Source organism: Lysobacter sp. 1R34A, assembly GCF_051217035.1.
Lineage (GTDB): Bacteria > Pseudomonadota > Gammaproteobacteria > Xanthomonadales > Xanthomonadaceae > Lysobacter.
This window is the reverse complement of the sequence record NZ_JBPKJP010000001.1, coordinates 195,231-216,395: the sequence shown is the minus strand read 5'-3', so window position 1 is coordinate 216,395 and position 21,165 is coordinate 195,231. Positions and strand designations below refer to the sequence as shown.

The window sequence follows — 21,165 nt, the reverse complement described above, 5'->3', positions numbered from 1 at the left end:
CCCTACCCGTGAATGAAGCACGCGATGTCGATCCACAGGTTCTCCCTCCCGCGCCGAGCGGCCTGCTCGACCGTGTGGCCTCCGTCGCCGTCGCCATCGCCGGCGCGGCGCTGGTCGGCATGGTCGTGGTCCAGGCGGTACAGGTGTTCGCCCGTTACGTCATCAACGACTCGCCCGGCTGGACCGAGCCGGTCGCGCTGATCCTGCTCAATACCGCGATGAGCTTCGGCGCCGCGGCCGGCGTGCATCGCGGCGCGCACTTCGGTTTCTTCATCCTGCTGCACGTCGCGCCGCCGCCGCTGCGGCGGTTCCTGACCGCACTGTCGCAGGCGGTGATCGCGCTCATCGGCGCCGCGCTGGCGTTCTGGGGCGGCGAACTGCTGCTCGACGGGCTCGACATTCCGATGGCCGGCGCGTCCCTGCCACAAAGCGCCGCCTTCGCGCCGATGGCGATCGGCGGCGCGCTGATGACCGTGTTCGCGCTGCAACGCATCGTCCAGGCATACGCGCCGTCGCCCCGCATCGAAGGGAGCCCCTGATGGAAGTCACGATTCTGTTCGGCGTGTTCGCCGCGCTTTTGCTGATCGGCGTGCCGGTCGCGTATTCGCTGTCGTCTGCGGCGCTGGCGACGCTGATGTACATCGGCCTGCCGCCGATCGTGGTGGTCCAGCAGACCGCCGCGGGCGCCGGCTCGGCCTCGCTGATCGCGATCCCGCTCTTCATCTTCGCCGGGGAGATCATGCTGCGCGGCGGCATCTCCGAGCGCCTGATCGGCCTGGCCTCGGCCCTCGTCGGGCATCTGCGCGGCGGCCTGGGCCAGGTCAGCGTGCTGTCGTCGCTGTTCTTCGGCGGCGTCTCCGGCTCGGCCATCGCCGACGTCTCGGCGATCGGCGGGGCGATGATTCCGCAGATGGTCAAGCGCGGCTTCGACCGCGACTTCGCCGTCAACGTCACCATGACCGCGGCGATGGTGGCCTTGCTGGTGCCGCCCTCGCACAACCTGATCCTGTATTCGGCTTCGGCCGGCGGCAGCATCTCGATCGCCGACCTGTTCGCCGCCGGCATCGTGCCGGCGCTGCTGATGACCGTGACCCTGATGGTGACCTGCTGGATCATCGCGCGCCGGCGCGGCTACGCGATCGAACCGTTTCCCGGCTTCGGCATCGTGCTGCGCCGCTTCGTCTCGGCGCTGCCGGGACTGGCGCTGGTCGCGCTGATCTTCGTCGGCATCCGCGCCGGCATCTTCACCGCGGTCGAGAGCGCCGCGATCGCCGTGGTTTACGCTTTGCTGGTCACCACCCTGGTCTACCGCAAGCTGCGCTGGAAGGATTTCCTGGAGACCGTCGCCGGCGCCGCCCGCACCACCGGCATGATCTTGTTCGTGATCGCCTCGGCGGCGTCGTTCGGCTGGCTGCTGGCCTACCTGCAGGTGCCCACCGCCGCGGTCGAGGCCCTGACCGGCCTGACCACCGACAAGAACCTGCTGCTGTTGCTGATGATCCTGATCCTGCTGGTGCTCGGCACCTTCATGGACCTGGCGCCGATGATCATCATCTGCACCCCGATCTTCCTGCCGCTGGCGAAGGCCATCGGCGTCGACCCGGTGCACTTCGGCATCATCCTGGTGCTCAAGGGCGGCATCAGCCTGATCTCGCCGCCGCTGGGCTCGGTGCTGTTCGTCGGCACCGCCATCGGCCAGATCAGCATCGGCGAGACCTTGCGCACCATCTGGCCGTTCTGGCTGTCCGCGCTCGGCGTCCTGCTGGTGGTGACCTTCGTGCCGGAACTGTCGCTGTGGCTGCCGGCCCTGCTGAAACATTGAGCGCGGTCGCGGATCGTGGCCGCAGGCCGGCGCGGGCGCGCTCGGCCTGCGATGCGGGCTAGAATCCCCCATCCCTACGGTCCCCATCGCCTTGTCCATGCCGCCGCGCAAGAAAACTGAACGTATCGCACCGCCGGCCGCCAAGAGCGCGAGCGCGGTGCCCGGCAAGGCGCAGACGATCAACGACATCGCGCGCCTGGCCGAGGTGTCGAAGAAGACCGTCTCGCGGGTGATCAACCAGTCGCCGCTGGTGCACAAGGAGACCCGCGACCGGGTCGAAGCGGTGATGCGGGAGTTCAACTACACCCCGGACCCGTTCGCGCGCGGGCTGGCGTTTCGGCGCTCGTTCCTGATCGGCATGGTCTACGACAACCCGACCGCGCAGTACATCGTCAACATGCAGTACGGCGCGCTCGACGCGATCCGCGATTCCGGCTTCGAGCTGGTCGTCCATCCCTGCGACAGCCGCAGCCCGGGCTATATCGACGGCGTGCGCCGCTTCGTCCAGCAGCAGAAGCTGCACGGGGTGATGCTGGTGCCGCGCGTATCCGAAGACCAGGCCCTGGCCGACATGCTGGCCGAGATCGACTGCCGCTATTCGCGCATCGCCTCGGTCTCGCTGGACCAGGCCTCGCGCATGGTCATCACCCACGACCGCGACGGCGCGGCCGAGGCCGCCGACTATCTGCAGTCGCTCGGCCATCGCGACATCGCCCTGATCACCGGCCCGAACAGCTATCGCTCGGCGCACGAACGCACCGCCGGCTTCATCGAGGCCCTGGCCAAGCGCGGCATCGAGTTGCCGCGCGAGCGCGTGGTCGAGGCCGGCTACACCTTCGAGTCCGGCGTCGCCTCGGCCGAACGCCTGCTCGCCGGCAACCAGCGCCCGACCGCAATCTTCGCCGGCAACGACGAAATGGCCGCCGGCGTCTACAAGGTCGCCCTGCGCGCCGGCATCAGCATCCCGCAGGAACTGTCGGTGATCGGCTTCGACGACAGCCCCCTGGCATCGCGCCTGTGGCCGGCGTTGAGCTCTGTGCGCTTGCCGATCCGCGACATGGGCCGCATTGCCGCCTCGATGCTGCTGGCCGAACCCGCCGCCGCCTCGGCCCTGGCCGCCGCCAGCGTCCGCCCCCATCTGATCGTCCGCGATTCCTGCCAGCCGCCTGCGCGCTGAGTGGGAGGGCTGTCGATGGTGCGCTGTTCCAAGAGACGGCCGAATAACGATGGCTGTCGTCATTGCCCGGCCGGCGCGACACGGCCAGCCTAGGAGCGACGCAAGTCGCGACCAAGGGACGGGTAAAGGCCATAAAGCCAACATCAGTCATCGAAGCGGCGCATGCCGCGACCGCGTTGCGTCGGCCTTGCGGCGTCTCTCTAAAGCAAGATCAGGTTCAGGATCAAACCCAAAGCTTCCGCCACTAAAGGGGCGGGTTACTTTCTTTTGTCCAAAGCAACCAAAGAAAGGCAACCAAAGAAAAGTGCTTTTCTTGGAATCAAAGGCCCGCACGATCGAAGCCGACGCAGGGATGCTCCAGACAGGCCATCCCTGGCCTGCTGGCGCACGGCCCGCCTCCCTGCGGGCCGCCCTCCGGGTCTTCCATTGACCGGCAAAGCGGCAATGCCGATCAAAATCTCGATAGCGATAGTCGTCGCGCTCGTGGGTAGGAGCGGCGCGAGCCGCGACCACGCGGCCCCGATCAACCGCGCCGGCAGCCGCGGATTCGCGGTCGCGGCTTGCGCCGCTCCTACCCGGCGAAAGCACGCCGTTTCTGTAAATAACGCCAGCCCTGCGTCTCCGCGCGTTCCGCGGTCGCGACTTACGTCGCTCCTACAGGAAGCGGCGGCGCGCCATTGCTGGCTTCGCTGTGGCTTGGCTGTGGCTGTGCGCCGCTTCGCACTCGCGAAGGCTAAGAAGACCCGGAGGGCGGCGCGCAGGGATGCGGACCGTTTTTCATCGGGACAAGGAGGTCCCGTATGAAAAATCACCGCGTATGCATCGAACGCGCGGGCCCTTGATTCAAAGAAAAGCACTTTTCTTTGGTTACCTTTCTTTTGTTGCTTTAGACAAAAGAAAGTAACCCGCCGCTTTAGTGGCGGAAGCTTTGGGTTTGATCTTGATCTGTAGTTGCAGACCGTAACGCCGCGAGACCGGAGCAGCGCGGTCGCGGCTTGCGCCGCTCCTACCCGGCGAAAGCACGCCGTTTCTGTAAATAACGCCAGCCCTGCGTCTCCGCGCGTTCCGCGGTCGCGACTTACGTCGCTCCTACAGGGATGGGTCGACGTGCTCCGATTCCCTGTTGTTGGCTTTGGCTTTGGCTTTGGCTGTGCACCGCTTCGCACTCGCGAAGGCTAAAGAAGACCCGGAGGGCGGCCCGCAGGGATGCGGGCCGTTTTTCATCGGGACAGGGATGTCCCGTATGAAAAATTCCCGCGTTGGCATCGCTCATACGGGCCCTTGATTCAAAACAAAGCACTTTTCTTTGGTTACCTTTCTTTTGTTGCTTTAGACAAAAGAAAGTAACCCGCCGCTTTAGTGGCGGAAGCTTTGGGTTTGATCTTGATCTTGATCTGATCCTGATCTTGATCTGATCCAGATCTTTCTTGATCCATACGCCGCAAGACCGGACCAGCGCGGTCGCGGCTTGCGCCGCTCCTACCCCGGCGAAAGTGCGCCGCTTCGATGGATGACGAGGGCCTTCAGATCTCCGCGCGCTCCGCGGTCGCGACTCACGTCGCTCCTGCAAGGGTCTCCGCTCTGCCCAGCCAAATCCGGCACATTTTCGGAATCCATAACTTATTGATTTAGATAAATATTTAAGCGCGAAAGCTCCGTCAACCCGGACCCGACCCGATCCAAGCCTCGTCCCAGAGCGCCCTCCGAAGGAACGAATGACACCGGTTAACCTTCCGGTCTAGAATCGTCCCCTACCCGGTCCCCACTCCGGCCCGGACACCCGACCCGACGGAGCTTTCGATGTTCCAAAAGACCTACCACGCCACCCATCCCGACATGATGGCCGGCGCCAGCAACGAGCAATTGCGCGATCGCTACCTCATCGGCGATCTGTTCGCCGACGGCCAGGTGCGTCTGAACTATTCGCACAACGAACGCTTCGTCATCGGCGGCGCGGCGCCGACCGGTGCGCCGGTCGCGCTGCCGCAGCACACCGAGCCGGCATCGGCGGCGGGCAAATCCTTTCTGGAACGCCGAGAGCTCGGCATCGTCAACGTGGGCCGCGGCGCCGGCACGGTGCTCGTCGACGGCCAGACCTATGCACTGCAGCCGAAGGACGGCCTGTACGTGCCGATGGGCACGCAGAACGTCGTGTTCGCTTCTGACGATGCCGCCGAGCCGGCCAAGTTCTACCTGGCCTCGACGCCGGCGCATGCGCGCCACGAGACCGTGCACATCTCGATCGACCAGGCCGTGCCGCTGCAGCGCGGCGCGCTGGAGACGTCGAACGAGCGGGTGATCTATCAATACATCGTGCCGGCCACCTGCCGCTCCTGCCAGCTGCTGCTGGGCCTGACCGTGCTCAAGCCGGGCAGCGTCTGGAACACCATGCCGCCGCATCTGCACGACCGCCGTTCCGAGGTCTATTTCTACTTCGAACTCAGCGACCAGCGGGTCATGCATTTCATGGGCGAGCCGGCCGAGATGCGCCACATCGTGATCCGCAACGACGAGGCGGTGGTCTCGCCGCCATGGTCGATCCACATGGGCTCGGGCACGCAGAACTATTGCTTCATCTGGGCGATGGGCGGCGAGAACCTCGATTACACCGACATGCACCAGCTCGACATCTGCCAACTCAAGTGAGGGCGCGCGCATGAACACCGATCCGCATCCGCGCAATCCGTTCGGCCTCGACGGCACGGTCGCCCTGGTGACCGGCGCCAATCGCGGGCTCGGCCAGGCGATCGCCTTGGCGCTGGCCCAGGCCGGCGCCGACATCGCCGCGGTCGCCAGCGGCACGATGGACGAGACCGCCGCGCTGGTGCGCGGCCTCGGCCGCCGGCTGCTGCCCTTGCAGGCCGATCTGTCGAGCCTGGAACCGATCGACCGCATCGTCGCCGAAACCGCCGCAACCCTCGGGCCGGTCGACATCCTGGTCAACAACGCCGGCCTGATCCGCCGCGCCGACGCGCTCGATTTCAGCGAGGCCGACTGGGACGCGGTGATGAACGTCAATCTCAAGAGCGCGTTCTTCCTCGCCCAGGCGGCCGGGCGCGGCATGGTCGCCCGCGGCCGCGGCAAGATCATCAACGTCGCCTCGATGCTGTCGTTCCAGGGCGGCATCCGGGTGCCGTCCTACACCGCCAGCAAGTCCGGCCTGGCCGGCATCACCCGCCTGCTCGCCAACGAATGGGCCGGCAAGGGGCTCAACGTCAATGCGATCGCGCCCGGCTACATGACCACCGACAACACCGCGCAGCTGCGCTCGGACGAGGCGCGCAACCGCGACATCCTGGCGCGGATACCGGCCGGGCGCTGGGGCCAGCCGTCCGACATCGGCGGCGCTGCGGTGTTCCTCGCCAGCCGTGCATCGGACTACGTCAACGGGGCGGTCCTGCCCGTCGACGGAGGCTGGCTGGCGCGCTGAGCGCCGACACACTGGAGAACCCGCCATGACCCTGTCGATCCGCCGATACCCGAGCGCCGCCCTCGCCCTCGCGACCATCGCGATGGCGCTGTCGCCGGCGCAGGCCGCGCAGCCGCCGGCGAAACTGCGCAGCGACTCCTACGTCGAGCAGGCGCGCGACATCGCCCAGGCGCAGCCGGGCCCGCACGAAGGCGAAGGCCGCACCACCGCCTATCCGTTCTTCGCCCAGGCCGACGGCTTCGATATCGTGTTCCGCCAGCGCAGCCTGCATCCGGGCGCGAGCATCGGCGACCACACCAACGACAAGGACGAGATCTACTACGTGCTATCGGGACGCGGCGAGCTGATGCTCGACGGCCGCCGCCGCGAGGTCGGCGCGGGCGACGCGGTCCTCACCCGCCGCGGCAGCCGCCACGGCCTGCGCCAACTCGGCGACGAAGACCTGACCCTCATCGTGGTCTACCGCAAGCCCGCGCCCTGATCCGTCCGCGTCGTCCGCTGCGTCTGCGGTGAACGGCCGCGGGCGACAGGGCGGACTGCGCTTGGACCCTCGCTCGATTCGAGGATATGCGCACCCGAAGGTGCGCCCTCGCCATCCTTGGCGAGTGAGGGCTTCGTCCCGAAGCCGACGCAAGGCCTGCCCGCGGCGGCTCGCGTACCGACGCTGAAGGCCGGATGCGCTGATGACCGGATCGTCCGCGCGGCGCCGCGCCACAGGGCGCGGGTCGGTATCCCTAATCAGACGAGCGAGTGCCCCATTTCCCTCCGCGTCCCCGCGACGGCCCGGCGGTTCGGCGACGCCGGTCACGCTCCGGTACTGCCCGAGCCGGTCGCCCGCTTCCGGCCGCGCGGCACTGTGCCGTTATCCGCACCCGGGGCGCGCAAGCGATGCAAGCCGCGCCGGCGCGCCGGTCCGACCATGGCCCGGGTCGTGTCCGGAGGCGCCATGTCCGTCGAAGTCGAAAGCCGCTTGGTCCCGCTGGCCGGGGCGCCGGCATGAATCGTCCGAGTCTGGAGGTCGCCCTGCTCTGGTCGGCCCTGGCCCTGCTCGCGCTGGCTTATGCCTGGCGCTGGTACAGCCTGGAACGCGCCCGTCGCAAGCGGAACGATGGCCAGCATGCCGGCCCCGACGCCGGCGGCCCGCCGCCGCGCCTCGGCGATTGGCTGACCGGTCTGGTCGCGAATTTCTTCGACACGCTCGGCATCGGGTCGTTCGCGACCACCACCGCGATCTTCAAGTTGCGCGGCCGGGTCGCCGACGATCGCATTCCCGGCACCTTGAACGTAGGCCACGCCTTGCCGACCATCGCCCAGGCGCTGATCTTCATCGCCGTGGTCGGCGTCGACTTCGTCACCCTGGCGGGCATGATCGCCGCCGCAGTCGCCGGCGCCTGGGCCGGCGTGCGGGTGGTGGCGCGGCTGCCGAAGCGCGCGATCCAGGTCGGCATGGGCATCGCCCTGCTGGTCTCGGCCGCGTTGTTTCTCGCCACCAACCTGCAATGGCTGCCCGGCGGCGGCGAGGCCCTGGGCCTGTCCGGCGCGACCCTGGCCTTCGCGATCGGCGCCAGCTTCGTCCTCGGCGCCCTGATGATGCTCGGCATCGGCCTGTACGCGCCTTGCCTGATCCTGGTCAGCCTGCTCGGCATGAACCCGCTCGCGGCCTTCCCGATCATGATGGGCGCCTGCGCCTTCCTGATGCCGGTCGGCGGCGCGGCCTTCGTGCGCAGCGGCCGCTACGACCTGCGCGCGGCTCTCGGCCTGACCTTGGGCGGCGTTCCCGGAGTCTTGATCGCGGCCTTCCTGGTCAAGTCGCTGCCGCTGGAATGGCTGCGCTGGCTGGTATTGGCGGTCACCCTGTACGCCGCGGTGCAGATGCTGATTTCGGCGCTGCGCGCGCGCAGCGACCGCGCCGCCGCACTGGAAGCCGACCGCGCCTGAGCCCGAATCTTGATCTGGCGCCACGCGCACCGGCTCCGACACGCAGGCGCACTATCGGGCGTGGTTGGCGCGCGACGCTTGCGGACGTCGCTGATCGGCGACCGCTACGCCCCTGGGCGTCGTCGACTGCCGCCCGCGACACCTTGCGCGCGGCTTACCGCCGCCCTGCCCTATGCGCCGCTCAGGGCACGCTGCACTGGAAAACGAACGTGACCCGATTGCTGCCCGGCGTCGCGGACAAGCTGCCGAGAGTCACGCCGGCCGACAGCGCAGCGAAGGTCAGCGGGCCCGCCGGGCAAGCGCCCGCCGGCCCACTGCACGTCACGGCATTTCCCGCCGGACAGACGATCCCCGGACCGGCGGTATCGCTGACCCGCGCGCCCACCACGGTATCCGGGCCTTCGTTGGTCACCACCACGGTATAGGTCGTGGTCGATGCGCGCGTCACGGTGTCGTCGGGCGGGTCGATATCGTTGTTGACGCCCGGCGTATTGGTCTTGGTGATGCGCAAATCGGCCTGTTGCCGCGTATTGACGATGGTGCACACGATCGCGGTGTCGTTGTCGCCGACGGTCAGGGTGTTGCCCGACAGGCCGCCGGTACCGGAACAGGCCCAGGCGCCTGGGTTGTACAGCCCGACGTTGCCGGCGCCGAGCGTCTCCGACAGGGTCAACACAGCGCCGGTGTCGACGACGACCGCAGTGCCGGTATCGGTCTCGTTGGCGCTGCCGGCGACCGAGGCCAAGGCCGGATTCGCCACGCCGCCGGTGGCGCCGAGGTTGGCGCTGTCGTTGACGACCGCGCCGACCCAGGTCTTGGCCAACGCCACCGAAGCGGTCTTGCGCGTATTGGTGAAACTGCAGGTGAAATCGGTGCCGGCCACGACATCGGCGGCGGCGATGGTCACGGTGGTGCCGCTCAGGCTGCCGACGTTGGCGGTGCCGTTGCTGCAGGTCGCGCTGGAGAGTTGGTAGATCGCCGGCAATGCGGTTTCCTGGATCGTGATCGCGGTGCCCGGCGCGACGATCCCGAACGGTTGCAGGCCCGCTGCGGCATTGCCGTCGACCTGCGCCGTGCCCGATGCCGGGGTGCTCACCGTCGCGGCGGTCAGCACGGTATTGGTCAGGGCGAAGCCGAAGGTCGCGGCTGCGACCGGGCTGGTGGTCTTGCTCAAGGTCACGCAGCCCGGATCGACGCTCGCGCTAGCGGTGTTGTTGGCCGTACCGCCCGGCGCGGGCGTGACGAACAAGGCCTGCGCGCTGGTGGCTTCCTGGATCGGCGCGACCACCGCGACCGTGCTGGTGTTGGTGGCGGCCGCGCACCGGGCCGGGTCGAGGGTGCCGGTGATCGAATAGGTCAAGGTTCCGCCGGCCGCGCCGTTACCGGCCGGCAGGGTCGCCGTCGCGCCGATCGCACCGGTGCCGCTGGCCGCCGGGCACACCGGCGCGGGCGTGCCGCTGGCCGCGCAGGTCCACGAGAACGCGGTGAAACCCGCCGGCAACGCGTCGGCGATCGAAACCTGCGCGTCGTGGACGCTCAGATCGGCGCCCGTGCCGACGGTCGGACGTGCGGTGTTGTTCTGGTAGGTCACCGTGAACACGGTCGTACCGCCCGGCGCAGGATTGGCATTGCCGACGGTCTTGGTCGTGCGCGTATCGACGTCGTTGTCGAGGATGGTGTAGGCGGACAACGGCACGGCCACGCCGCCGCAGGTGCTGGTGCTGGCGATGGTGTAGACGGACGGATTAGGCACCACGCTCATCACGAGCGTTTCGTTGTTCTCGACGATGGTGTCGTTGACCACGACGATGCCGGTCGGGAACTGGCTGCCGGTGCCGCCGTCGTAGTTGCCGGCCGGGATCGTCATGGTGAAAGTGTTGGTGCCGGTCGGCGTGGTGTAGTCGCTGCCGAGCGTCGCGGTACTGGCCGCGGTGACCTGGATCGTCACGGTGATCGCAGTCGCCAGGTTGCCGGACACCGCGATCAGCGGGCCGGCGCCGGCGCCGGTCGATTCCGGCCCGGAGCTCGAGGATGCCCGGAACTCCAGGTACGGGGTCAGGAAGATCTGGATCTCGTCGAGAAAATTGCCGGCACTGTTGTTGCCGGTGGCCGTACTGATCGCTTCAAAGCCGAAATCGTGGATGCCGGAGGTGCCGGCCCAGGTGAAAGTACCGGTGTAATCGGCCCAGGTATTGGTGATGGTCGGCGCGGCGCAGCTCGCGCCGCCGATCAAGCCGCCGCCGCAGGCCTGCACGGTGCCCGCGCCGGTGGTATTGGTGGCGAAGCGACCGATCTGGTTCGCCGCCGTATCGATGTTGAAGGCCATCACGTCGATGCCGGTGCCCGCGCTCTCTCTGGCGCGATGACTGAGCTGCCAGCGGACCTGCTCACCGGTGACCAGGCAGACGCGCTGGAACAGGCGCGAGGCCGCCTGGGCATTGAGCTCGGCGAAATTGCTGCCGGCACGCGACGGCACGCCGAAAAAACCGTTGCTCCACAGCTCGATCAAGGGCCCGACTTCGCCGCCCGGCGGGCTGCTGCAGGTGCCGTTGGAAATGGCGCTGAAGTGGGTGGTGGTCCAGCCGGTGACCCGCGAATCCACGGTCTGGGTGAAACAGCCTGCAGGCGACAGGACTGGCTCTTCAAAACCGAGATTGATGAAACTGCGCTGGATCTGGGCAGTCGCCGGAAGCGCCAGCAAGGACAGCATGGCCAGTGCCGAAGCGCAGGCGAACGTGCGTGCGTCGCGGGCATGGCCGAACGAACATGGGCGGCGATGGCTAAACACGTGACCCCCTTCGCAACCGTCGTTCGATCGATGCCGAGCAGGACGGTTGGCGTACTCGGTTCGCTGCGTTGCGGACAAGGCAACGGATGCGCCTCATGGGCGTCCTTCCTCCCGGGCCGGGGCTAGCCCCGGTGCCTCGGCCAAGAGTTTCGTGATGAATATCACAAATTCAGCCCCCTCTCAATCACGGCGCGGGGGCGTCGGGGCGAGGCCGAGTCTTGTCGAATCGAATCCGGGAGCGATCGGTCACGGCAGCACACCATCGCAGAGGCCTGCGCATCGCCGGCCCGCCGCGGCCGGGGCGTCGCTACGGCTCGGCCCAAGGCGCCTTCTCGAACTTGCGCACCAGGTAATCGATCAGCACCTGCACGCGGGCCGGGCGGATGCGGCCCGGCGGCGTGACCACATGCAGGGCGATCGGCGGCGGCGCCCACTCCGGCATCACCACCTCGAGCTTGCCGCTGCGCAGTTCGCGCCAGACCAGGAACTCGGGCTGCAGGGCCAGGCCCTGCCCGGCGAGCAAGGCCGGATTCAAGGCCTCGGCATTGTTGACCCGCAGCGGCGTCGACACGCTGATCGAGAAATCGCCGTGGCGCTTATGGCTGAAACGCCATGCGTTGCCGAACCGCGAATAGGTATAGAACAGCGCGTCGTGATCGGCCAGTTGGCGCGGATGCTTCGGCCGGCCGCGCCGTTCCAGGTAGGCCGGCGCGCCGACCAGCAGGATGCGCACGCCGCACAGGCGCCGCGCCAGCAGGCTCGAATCGGCCAGGGTCGAGATCCGCAGGGCTAGGTCGTAGCCCCCGCCGATCAGGTCGGTGACGCCGTCGTCGAACGCGATCTCCACGGCGATATCGGGGAAGCGCGCCATGAACTCGGGCAACAACGGCGACAGATGGGCGACGCCGAACGACATCGGCGCGGCGATCCGCACCTGCCCGCGCGGGCTCTTGGCCTGGGCGGTGACCTCGGCCTCGACCGCTTCGCCCTCGGCGAGAATGCGGCTGGCGCGTTCGAGCGCGCCGCGGCCGCTCTCGGTCAGCGACATCTTGCGCGAGGTGCGGTGAAACAACACTGTCTTCAGCCGCGTCTCCAGGCGGGTGATCGCTTTCGACACGGTCGCCTGCGACAGGCCGAACTCGGCCGCGGTGCGGGCGAAGGATCCGGTTTCGGCGACCTTGGCGAAGATCGCCCAGGCTTCCAGGTCGGGCAGTTTCTGCATTGCGGGTGTCCATGCCTGTTTTGGAAAGAATGGTTTTCCATTGGTTCCATTCTAAACCCGATCGCGTCGGCCTATCGTTCTCCTCAAGCCGCACGGCACCCCACCAAGAGGACACGGACATGATCGAACTTCGCCCCTACGACAGCCTCGGCGGCGCCGACCACGGCTGGCTCGACGCCAAGCATCACTTTTCCTTCTCCGGTTACCGCGATCCCGAACGCATGGGCTGGGGCGCGCTGCGGGTCTGGAACGACGACACGATCCAGGCCAACACCGGCTTCCCGCCGCATTCGCATGCCGACATGGAGATCATCACCTACGTCCGCGACGGCGCGATCACCCACCAGGACAACCTCGGCAACCGCGGCCGCACCGAAGCCGGCGACGTCCAGGTGATGAGCGCGGGCACCGGCATCCAGCACGCCGAGTACAACCTCGAATCCGGCACCACCCGCATCTTCCAGATCTGGATCATTCCCGATCAGCGCGGCGGCGCGCCGACCTGGGGCAGCAAGCCGTTCCCGAAAGGCGACCGCGCCGGCCGCTTCGTGACCCTCGCCAGCGGCATCGAAGGCGACGAAGACACCTTGCCGATCCGCGCCGATGCGCGGGTGCTCGGACTGACTCTCGCCGCCGGCGAATCGGCCGAGTACGTCTTCGCCGACGACCGCTATGGTTACCTGGTGCCGGCCAAGGGCAGCGTCGAGGTCAACGGCGTGCGGGTGCAGGCTCGCGACGGCGCGGCGATCCGCAACGAGGGCGCGATCCGCGTCGTCGCGATCGAGGATGCCGAACTCGTGCTCGTCGACACAGCGCCCTGATCCCGACTTTCGCAGTTGACCCCGCCAGTTCAAAACGACTGCCTGCGACCGCGATCAACGCCGTGGTCGCCGGCATCGCCCACACTCTCCCTTTCCCCCCACCGTACAGGAGCAAACCCCATGGGCACTTTCACCACCAAAGATGGCGTGCAGATCTACTACAAGGATTGGGGCCCGCGCGACGGCGAACCGGTGGTCTTCAGCCACGGCTGGCCGCTGAGCTCGGACAGCTGGGAAGCGCAGATGCTGTTTCTCGCCGAACACGGCTATCGCACCATCGCCCATGACCGCCGCGGCCACGGCCGTTCCAGCCAGCCCTGGGACGGCAACGACATGGACCACTACGCCGACGACCTCGCGCAGTTGCTCGAACATCTCGACATTCAAGGCGCGAGCCTGTTCGGTTTCTCCACCGGCGGCGGCGAAGTCGCGCGCTACATCGGCCGTCACGGCACCGGACGGGTCAAGAAGGCCGGCCTGATTTCGGCGGTGCCGCCGCTGATGCTGAAGACCGAGGCCAACCCCGGCGGCCTGCCGAAGGACGTGTTCGACGGCCTGCGCGAAGGCTCCATCGCCGACCGCTCGCAGTTGTACCAGGACCTCGCCGGCGGTCCGTTCTTCGGCTTCAACCGGCCGGGCGCGAAGAAGTCGCAGGGCATGATCGATTCGTTCTGGGTCCAGGGCATGCAGGGCGGCCACAAGAACACCTACGACAGCATCAAGGCGTTCTCGGAAACCGACTTCACCGAAGACCTGAAGAAGTTCGACGTACCCACCCTGATCCTGCACGGCGACGACGATCAGGTCGTACCGATCGACGCGGCGGCGCGCGCCTCGGCCAAGCTGGTCAAGCAGGCCAAGCTGGTGGTCTACCCGGGCGCCCCGCACGGCCTGACCGACACCCACAAGCAAAAGCTCAACCAGGACTTGCTGGAGTTCCTCAAGTCCTGATCGCAGGCGCCGCACCGAGTCCGGTGCGGCGCTTCCATGTGCGGCCAGGCTGCGCGACGCAAGCCTGACGCCTTGCCTCCTCAGCCGACCGGCGCGGCCAACGCGGTCGCGATCCGAACCTCGCCGGTCAGGACTTTATGGATCGGGCAGGCATTGGCGACCTGCAGCAGGCGTTCGCGCTGCTCTTCGCTGAGTTCGCCGCTCAGCGCGATGCGACGGCGGATATCGGTACCCTCGGCAGGCCTGCCGTCGGGATTGAAGCTCAGTTCCACTTCGACCGCGCTCAGCGGCCACTGCTTGCGTGCCGCATACATGCGCAGGGTGATCGCGGTGCAGGCGCCGAGGCTCGACAGCAACAGACGTTCCGGGGTGGGGCCGCTGTCGGCGCCGCCCTGCTCGGCCGGTTCGTCGGCGAGCCAGTGATGGCCGAGGTCGTCGCTGAAGCGGATCTGGTACGGCGCGCCGTCGCCGCTGGCGACGACGGTGGGAATGGCGGCCATGCACGGCTCCGAAACGATTGAAGATCGGCCGGTTATCGCATGCGCCCGGCGAAAGCAGAAGCGCTCGCGGCGGAACGCTGCATCGAGGCGCGAAGGGTTGGCGATCCGCACGCAGACGGCGCTTGCGCGAGCGAAGCGGATCGTCGAAGGCGCGGTTGGAGGCGAACCGATCGCCAGCGAGACCTGCCGGCATCGAGCGCACCGACGAGGCAGAGCCAGGCGGACCGGGCGGTCCGTCCCGTGCTCCGGCGGCGCCCTGGCCGTTTTGGCGGACGGACTGCGTACCCCTGCTTGGCGGCCGCGATGGCGGCAGCGAACCCACGCGCCCGGCCGGCGCGGCAGCTACCGACGAGGAGAACGGCATGACCCAGGACAGCGGCGCGGGCAACGACCTGCTGGCGGACTTTGGAACCCGCGACATCGTGCTCGAAGTGGTCGCCGACACCGCGACCCAGGACGGCGCACCCGAGGTGCAGGTCACCCTGCTCGTGGCCGGCGTGCTGATCTCGGGCACGGTGATCGGCTTCAAACGTTACGCCGAGCATCACCCGATCACCGCGCGCATGCAGCAGGCGGTCGAAGGCCTGACCGAGAGGGTCGACGGCGATACGTCCCGGCCCGGACCGCCGCTGTATCTGCACCTCAAGGATGCGATCTATCACACGCCCGGGGCGCAACAGGCGTTTCCCTCCGATCGCGGGGTGTTCTGCCGTATCGCGCTGAAGGACGTGTCGGCGTTCAATTTCGGCGGCATCGGCTGGCCGCAGCCGGACTGAACCGGCCGCGGCGGTCGCTCTCCGCCCTGCGCGCCGCCGCCCAGCCGCAGGGGCGTCGGCAGCCATTGCTTCGCCACATGCCTGCCATATGCACGGGTTAGGGTTCGGTCACCCCGTGCCGAGCCAGCGCCATGCACGCCGACGATCCGCACCGCCGCCGTTTCCTCGTCCGTTCAGGCAACGCCCTCGGGCTCGCCGCCGCGAGCTGGGCCCTGCCCGCCGCCGCCGCACCGGCCATCCTCACCGCCGAATCGGCGCGTCCGCGGCTCGACTACGGCATCCAGTTCGGCGACGTCGGCACGCGCCAGGCCACGGTCTGGGCGCGCAGCGACCGCGCCTCGCGGATGTGGGTCGAAGTGGCCGACAACGAGGGTTTCCGCCGCGCCCGCTCGCTGCGCGGTCCGCTCGCGAGCGCCGCCAGCGACTACACCGCCCGCCTGGACTTGCCGCTGAGCCACGGCCCGGCGCAACGCTACGTGCGGGTCGCCTTCGAGGACGCGCGCAGCGGCATCCGCAGCGCCTGGACCGAAGGCCGGTTGCGCGGTGCGCCGCAAGGCCGCGCCGATGCGCGCCCGATCCGTTTCGTCTGGGGCGGCGACGTCGCCGGCCAGGGCTGGGGCATCAACCGCGAATTCGGCGGCATGCGCATCTTCGAGGCGATGCGCCTGCGCGATCCGGATTTCTTCCTGAACTCGGGCGACACCGTCTACGCCGACGGTCCGATCCAGGCCGAAGTCGCGGCCGAGGACGGCCGCATCTGGCGCAACCTGGTCGCCGAAGGCGTGCACAAGGTCGCCGAGACCCTCGACGAATACCGCGGCCGCTACCGCTACAACCTGCACGACGACAACCTGCGCCGCTTCGCCGCGCAGGTGCCGCAGCTGTGGCAGTGGGACGATCATGAAGTCGTCAACAACTGGTCGGCGTCGAAGGATCTCAGCGCCGATGCGCGCTACACGGTCAAGGACGTCGCGGTGCTGGCGCGGCGCGCCCGTCAGGCCTTCCTGGAGTATTCGCCGCTGCGCATGGATTGCGGCAGCGCAGGCACGCGGATCGACCGCGTGGTCCGCTATGGCCCGCAGCTCGATGTGTTCATGCTCGACATGCGCAGCTACCGCGGCCCCAACACCGCCAACCTGCAGTCCGGGCCGGACGCCGACACCGCGTTCCTCGGGCGCCGCCAACTGCGCGAGCTCGCTCATGGTCTGCGCCAGTCGCGCGCGACCTGGAAGATCGTCGCCGCCGACATGCCGCTGGGCCTGCTGGTGCCGGACGGCATCGACGCGCAGGGACGCGCTCGCTGGGAAGCGGTGGCCAACGGCGAGCACGGCCTGCCGCGCGGGCGCGAGCTCGAATTCGCCGAACTGCTGCGCGCCATCCGCGAGGTGCGCAACGTGGTCTGGCTGACCGCCGACGTCCACTACTGCGCGGCGCATTACTACGACCCGGGCCGCGCCGCGTTCCAGGAGTTCGCACCGTTCTGGGAGTTCGTCGCGGGCCCGCTCAACGCCGGCTCCTTCGGCCCGAACGGACTGGACGGCACCTTCGGCCCGCAGGTGGTGTTCCAGCGCGCCGCGCCCAGGGCGAACGCCTCGCCCTTCGCCGGCTACCAGTTCTTCGGCGAAGTGAACATCGACGCGGACGGCGCGGCCCTGACCGTGGACCTGCGCGGGCTCGACGGCGCCAGCGTATTCAATCAGCGCCTGCAGGCGCGCTGAGCGCCGCCCCATCGCCTGGCCGCCCGCGCGCGAACGCGCAGGCAGGCCACCGCCGCGGACTGGAACGCAGCGATTCGCCGGCCGCCGTGACGGCGGACCAGGGCCGCGCTTAGGATGCTGGGCCAGCCTCCGGAGCCGTGCCCGTCATGACCGACCTGCGTGTGTATCAGATCGATGCCTTCACCCGGCAGCGTTACCAGGGCAATCCGGCCGGCGTGGTCGCCAATGCCGAAGGGCTGAGCGACGAACATATGCAGTTGATCGCGCGCGAGCTCAACAATTCAGAAACCGCCTTCATCCTGCCGGCCGAGGCCGCCGATCACGATCTGCGGGTGCGCTTCTTCACCCCGACCACCGAAGTACCGGTGTGCGGCCATGCGACCGTCGCCGCCCATTTCGTCCTCGCCCTCGAACGCGGCCTGCCGACCGGACCCTGCCGCCAGCTCACCGGCGCCGGCATCCAGGTCATCGAAACCCTGCGCAGCGACGACGGCTTCCGCATCGCCATAGAACAGAATCGGCCGACTTTCGAGCCGCGCCTGCCCCAGGCGCTCGCCGGCCAAGTCGCTGCGGCGCTCGGCGTCGAGGAGCGCGCGCTCGACCCGCGCTGCCCGGTGCAATTCGTCTCGACCGGGCACGGCAAGCTGCTGATCGGCCTGCGCGAGCGCCGGCGACTGCAAGCGCTGCAGCCGGACGCCGCGCAGCTGATCGCGCTCGGCCCGAAGGTAGGCGCGAAAGGCTTTTTCGTCTTCACCCTGGACTGCGAGGGCGACGATCATGGCGATGCCCTGACCCATGGCCGCATGTTCGCACCGGCGATCGGCATCGCCGAAGACCCGGTCACCGGCAACGCCAACGGCCCGCTCGGCGCCTATCTGGTCAAGCACGGCCTGCTCGAAGCCCGCGACGGGCTCGCCCGTTTCCGCGCACGCCAACAGGCCGGCAACGGGCGCGCCGGGCACATGGACGTCAGCGTGCGCGTCGAACATGGGGAGCCGCGCGGCGTGCGTATCGAAGGCGACGCGGTGGCTTGCTTCCAGGCGACCTTGCCGCGCACGTTCTGAGAACGGCTCAGACCGCATCCTTCCGGCGCGCATCGATCGTTAGGAAGCTGGGCATCCCCGCTCCAGATCGGACATCGGCGAGATGGGAGATATGTCGCTTTCGACATACGGAGCGGCCCCCTCCAACGCATGCGCAAACGGTTCGTTACTTGAAACCGCGTTCCCGGAATGCCGGGCGGCTTCCTCCGTCGAAGCGAGGGGGCTTGGAGGATCGCTTGGGTCGGGCAAAAAGCGAATCGCGCATCCTTCATCGGCGAGCGAATAGGCGCCTCGCCGATTTCGCCGGCGCAGCATGTCGATCAACCGTGCGACCCGATCCGTATTCGTTTCGCCGCATCGAACCGGCCTCTTCGACCGCCATCGAGACGATGCGCTTCGCACTTGCAGAACGAAACTGAGACCAAGCGCGTGAAGGCCGTCGGCTCTCGCCAATAGCGCCCCGATAATTCCAGTGCGCGGCGCCGACTTCGAGCACTATTCGGTAATCGGCCAATTTCCCCGGTAAAAAAGCAATTTCCGCATACCGATCGGCGCCTGCGATCTGCGGCATCGCGGTAATCCAGTTCCGCATTCTGTGACCACGCACGAACGATAATGCGATAGGCATCGCTACTTCGATCGACAAACACGCCGAGTCGTTGACCGCCCTGACAACAGGACGTAACACTGTCCGGGCAAGATGCAATCCAAGGTTTCGTCGAACAACGACTCGCACCAAAAAACAATAACAGCGAGCCGTTCCATTCCGATCCGTCCGCACTCCGCCGCATGGAATGCGCGACGAACTTATTCGTGACACGGAGCAAGTCGATTGAAAAACCCCAGCGCTATCGCCGCGGGACCCATCCCGGCCGCGATCCCATCGATTCGTAACCTCCCATCGCAGACGCCCATGCGCTCGGTCCGGTCGATGAGCGCCGTGCCCGACCCCTGTCCGGGATGATCCGCAAGCCCTAGCGCGGAGGCCTTGTCGATTCGCATCGAATCCGTGGCCGACCGCGCAGCCGAAGCAAACCCGAAGCAAAGACCCACCTGCCGACCGGCATGCGCTTGCGCGTGCCGCGGGAGTCATCGCGCCGGATCCGGTGCGCGATCGGCCGTGGGCGCGCCATGCCGGCACAGCCAGCGCTACACCTCACCGCAGTCCTTTCGTGGAGTTCGCATGAGCAGTTCCTACAGCGACCTGTGGCGCCTGATCCGTACCGGCAAGCCCTCCATCGCCTTGCTGTCGCTGGCGGCGCTGACGGCGATGGCCTCGGTCGCGGGCACGCTCTGGTTTCCGATCCAGACCAAGCAATTGATCGACGACTTCAGCACCGGCGGCATCGACCCGGGCCGCATCGCGGTCCTCGCCGGCATCCTGGTCGCCGCCAACCTGGTCGGCGCGATCTCGGCCTATCTGCTGGCGCGCGTCGGCTATCAGTTGGTGGCGCGTCTGCGCGCGTCCCTGGTCGACAAACTGCTCAGGCTGCCGATCGCCTCGTTCGACCGCGAAAGCAGCGGCGAACGGGTCAGCCGGGTGGTCCGCGACTGCGAATCGATCTCCGAGCTGACCACGCGCCAGGCGATCAACCTGCTCACCGGCGTGTTGCTGCTAGGCGGCTCGATTGCGGTCCTGCTGCTGCTCGACGTGCGCCTGACCCTGACCCTGCTCGGCTCGATCGGCGCCGCGTTCGTGGTGATGATCCCGATCGCCTTTCTGCTCGACGGCCTGTCGCGCCGCATCCAGGACCGCACCGCGCGGCTCAGCGGCATCCTCACCCACGTGTTCCAGGAGATCCGCCTGGTCAAGGCCTTCACCGCCGAGCCGCGCGAACGCGAGCGCAGCGAGGAGGAGATCGAAGGCCTCAAGCAACTCGGCTGGCGCGTGGCGCGGGTCAACGCCGCGCTCGAACCGCTGATGAGCCTGGCGATGACCCTGGCGATCATCGTCATCCTGGTCTACGGCGCCTCGCGCGTGGCCGCCGGCGAGATCACCATGGGCACACTGACCGCCTTCATCCTGTACATCTTCAACGTCGCCAATCCGCTGGTCCAGCTGACCAACTTCACCGCCGAGCTGCAGAAGGCGAAGGGCGCCTCGGGACGGATCAGCGCGATCCTCGCCGAGCCCGAGGAAGAACCGCTGCCGGGCCGCGCCGAGCGCCGCGGCGGCGGCCTGCTGGAATTCCGCAACGTCTCCTTCGGTTACGCCGGTCGCGACACCGCCGTGCTGCACGGCATCGACCTGCAGTTCGCGCCGGGCACCACCACCGCCCTGGTCGGTACCAGCGGCAGCGGCAAGACGACGATCCTGTCGCTGATCGAACGCTTCTACGAACCCAGCGGCGGCGAGATCCTCTACGACGGCCAGCCGATCTCCGGCTTTCCGCTGGTCGACTGGCGCGGCAGCATCGGCTACGTCGCCCAGAACGCGCCGATCATGCCCGGCAGCGTGCGCGACAATCTCGCCTACGGCCTGACCGGCGAGTTCTCCGACGCGGCCCTGCGCTCGGCCGCCGAGCGCGCCGGCGCGCTCGACTTCATCGAACGCATGCCGCAGGGCTTCGACACCGTGCTGATCGAACAGGGCAACAACTTGTCCGGCGGCCAGCGCCAGCGCATCGCCATCGCGCGCATGTTCCTGCGCGATCCGGACCTGCTGATCCTCGACGAGGCCACCTCCAACCTCGACAGCGAAACCGAACACCAGGTCAAGCTGGCCCTGGAATCGCTGATGCGCGGACGCACCAACATCATCGTCGCCCATCGCCTGTCCACGGTGATGCACGCCGACCGGATCTGCTTCCTCGATGGCGGCCGCATCTCCGGCGTCGGCAGCCACGGCGAGTTGATCGCCACTCATCCGTATTACGCCCGCCTGGTCGAGCGCCAGTTCCAGCGCGCACCGGAGCCGGCCCTGCTCGAAGCCGACTGACCCGTCCTGCCCGTCCGCTCGGCGTTCGCGCCATCGGCCAT

17 protein-coding genes are annotated in these 21,165 nt (G+C 67.9%); 13 read left to right on the top strand and 4 right to left on the bottom strand.

Annotated elements, in window-relative coordinates:
• Positions 1-8 precede the first annotated feature (8 nt).
• From ACSAMQ_RS00680 to ACSAMQ_RS00650, 7 genes are all read left to right on the top strand, one after another.
• Entirely contained in the window at positions 9-539 is a 531-nt protein-coding gene (locus ACSAMQ_RS00680) for a TRAP transporter small permease (RefSeq protein WP_435393783.1), read from the top strand.
• Positions 539-1,822 carry a TRAP transporter large permease gene (locus ACSAMQ_RS00675; protein WP_435393782.1) on the top strand — a complete coding sequence of 428 codons (1,284 nt, stop codon included), beginning with the start codon at positions 539-541 and terminating at the stop codon, positions 1,820-1,822. The genes ACSAMQ_RS00680 and ACSAMQ_RS00675 overlap by 1 nt, the downstream gene beginning before the upstream one ends.
• Positions 1,823-1,919: 97 nt before the next feature.
• Positions 1,920-2,999: a LacI family DNA-binding transcriptional regulator gene (locus tag ACSAMQ_RS00670; RefSeq protein ID WP_435393887.1), complete on the top strand. Its 1,080-nt coding sequence runs from the start codon at positions 1,920-1,922 to the stop codon at positions 2,997-2,999.
• A 1,800-nt stretch (positions 3,000-4,799) separates the two neighbouring features.
• The gene (gene kduI / locus ACSAMQ_RS00665) at positions 4,800-5,645 is read left to right on the top strand and encodes a 5-dehydro-4-deoxy-D-glucuronate isomerase (protein WP_435393781.1); all 846 of its coding nucleotides are present in this window, start codon (positions 4,800-4,802) and stop codon (positions 5,643-5,645) included.
• 10 nt (positions 5,646-5,655) lie between these two features.
• Positions 5,656-6,429, top strand: a complete 774-nt coding sequence (gene kduD / locus ACSAMQ_RS00660; RefSeq protein WP_435393780.1) for a 2-dehydro-3-deoxy-D-gluconate 5-dehydrogenase KduD — start codon at positions 5,656-5,658, stop codon at positions 6,427-6,429.
• A gap of 25 nt (positions 6,430-6,454) precedes the next feature.
• A complete protein-coding gene (locus ACSAMQ_RS00655) occupies positions 6,455-6,910 on the top strand; it encodes a cupin domain-containing protein (protein ID WP_435393779.1) in 456 nt (151 codons plus the stop codon).
• Positions 6,911-7,425: 515 nt separating this feature from the next.
• Positions 7,426-8,367 carry a TSUP family transporter gene (locus ACSAMQ_RS00650; protein ID WP_435393778.1) on the top strand — a complete coding sequence of 314 codons (942 nt, stop codon included), beginning with the start codon at positions 7,426-7,428 and terminating at the stop codon, positions 8,365-8,367.
• A gap of 181 nt (positions 8,368-8,548) precedes the next feature.
• Here ACSAMQ_RS00650 and ACSAMQ_RS00645 read toward each other — a convergent pair whose 3' ends face one another.
• Both ACSAMQ_RS00645 and ACSAMQ_RS00640 read right to left on the bottom strand, forming a co-directional pair.
• Positions 8,549-11,077, bottom strand: coding sequence for a prealbumin-like fold domain-containing protein (locus ACSAMQ_RS00645; protein WP_435393777.1), 2,529 nt, complete (start codon positions 11,075-11,077; stop codon positions 8,549-8,551).
• Positions 11,078-11,462: 385 nt separating this feature from the next.
• Positions 11,463-12,377, bottom strand: a complete 915-nt coding sequence (locus tag ACSAMQ_RS00640; RefSeq protein WP_435393776.1) for a LysR substrate-binding domain-containing protein — start codon at positions 12,375-12,377, stop codon at positions 11,463-11,465.
• 119 nt (positions 12,378-12,496) lie between these two features.
• On the opposite strand from ACSAMQ_RS00640, the gene ACSAMQ_RS00635 reads away from it, so the two are divergent.
• Positions 12,497-13,198 carry a pirin family protein gene (locus ACSAMQ_RS00635; RefSeq protein ID WP_435393775.1) on the top strand — a complete coding sequence of 234 codons (702 nt, stop codon included), beginning with the start codon at positions 12,497-12,499 and terminating at the stop codon, positions 13,196-13,198.
• A gap of 120 nt (positions 13,199-13,318) precedes the next feature.
• The gene (locus ACSAMQ_RS00630; protein WP_435393774.1) at positions 13,319-14,149 is read left to right on the top strand and encodes an alpha/beta fold hydrolase; all 831 of its coding nucleotides are present in this window, start codon (positions 13,319-13,321) and stop codon (positions 14,147-14,149) included.
• Positions 14,150-14,229: 80 nt separating this feature from the next.
• Here ACSAMQ_RS00630 and ACSAMQ_RS00625 read toward each other — a convergent pair whose 3' ends face one another.
• Positions 14,230-14,649 carry an OsmC family protein gene (locus tag ACSAMQ_RS00625; protein WP_435393773.1) on the bottom strand — a complete coding sequence of 140 codons (420 nt, stop codon included), beginning with the start codon at positions 14,647-14,649 and terminating at the stop codon, positions 14,230-14,232.
• A 362-nt stretch (positions 14,650-15,011) separates the two neighbouring features.
• Here ACSAMQ_RS00625 and ACSAMQ_RS00620 point away from each other — a divergent pair, with 362 nt between their 5' ends.
• The 3 genes from ACSAMQ_RS00620 to ACSAMQ_RS00610 all read left to right on the top strand — a co-directional run bounded on the left by ACSAMQ_RS00620 (position 15,012) and on the right by ACSAMQ_RS00610 (position 18,207).
• Positions 15,012-15,425 carry a hypothetical protein gene (locus tag ACSAMQ_RS00620; RefSeq protein ID WP_435393772.1) on the top strand — a complete coding sequence of 138 codons (414 nt, stop codon included), beginning with the start codon at positions 15,012-15,014 and terminating at the stop codon, positions 15,423-15,425.
• 131 nt (positions 15,426-15,556) lie between these two features.
• The gene (locus ACSAMQ_RS00615) at positions 15,557-17,143 is read left to right on the top strand and encodes an alkaline phosphatase D family protein (protein WP_435393771.1); all 1,587 of its coding nucleotides are present in this window, start codon (positions 15,557-15,559) and stop codon (positions 17,141-17,143) included.
• Between the two features lie 146 nt (positions 17,144-17,289).
• On the top strand, positions 17,290-18,207 hold the full coding sequence (locus ACSAMQ_RS00610; RefSeq protein WP_435393770.1) for a PhzF family phenazine biosynthesis isomerase: 918 nt from the start codon (positions 17,290-17,292) through the stop codon (positions 18,205-18,207).
• Positions 18,208-18,454: 247 nt separating this feature from the next.
• Here ACSAMQ_RS00610 and ACSAMQ_RS00605 read toward each other — a convergent pair whose 3' ends face one another.
• Positions 18,455-18,832 carry a hypothetical protein gene (locus ACSAMQ_RS00605; RefSeq protein WP_435393769.1) on the bottom strand — a complete coding sequence of 126 codons (378 nt, stop codon included), beginning with the start codon at positions 18,830-18,832 and terminating at the stop codon, positions 18,455-18,457.
• A gap of 537 nt (positions 18,833-19,369) precedes the next feature.
• Here ACSAMQ_RS00605 and ACSAMQ_RS00600 point away from each other — a divergent pair.
• Positions 19,370-21,124 carry an ABC transporter ATP-binding protein gene (locus ACSAMQ_RS00600; protein WP_435393768.1) on the top strand — a complete coding sequence of 585 codons (1,755 nt, stop codon included), beginning with the start codon at positions 19,370-19,372 and terminating at the stop codon, positions 21,122-21,124.
• Positions 21,125-21,165: the final 41 nt, after the last annotated feature.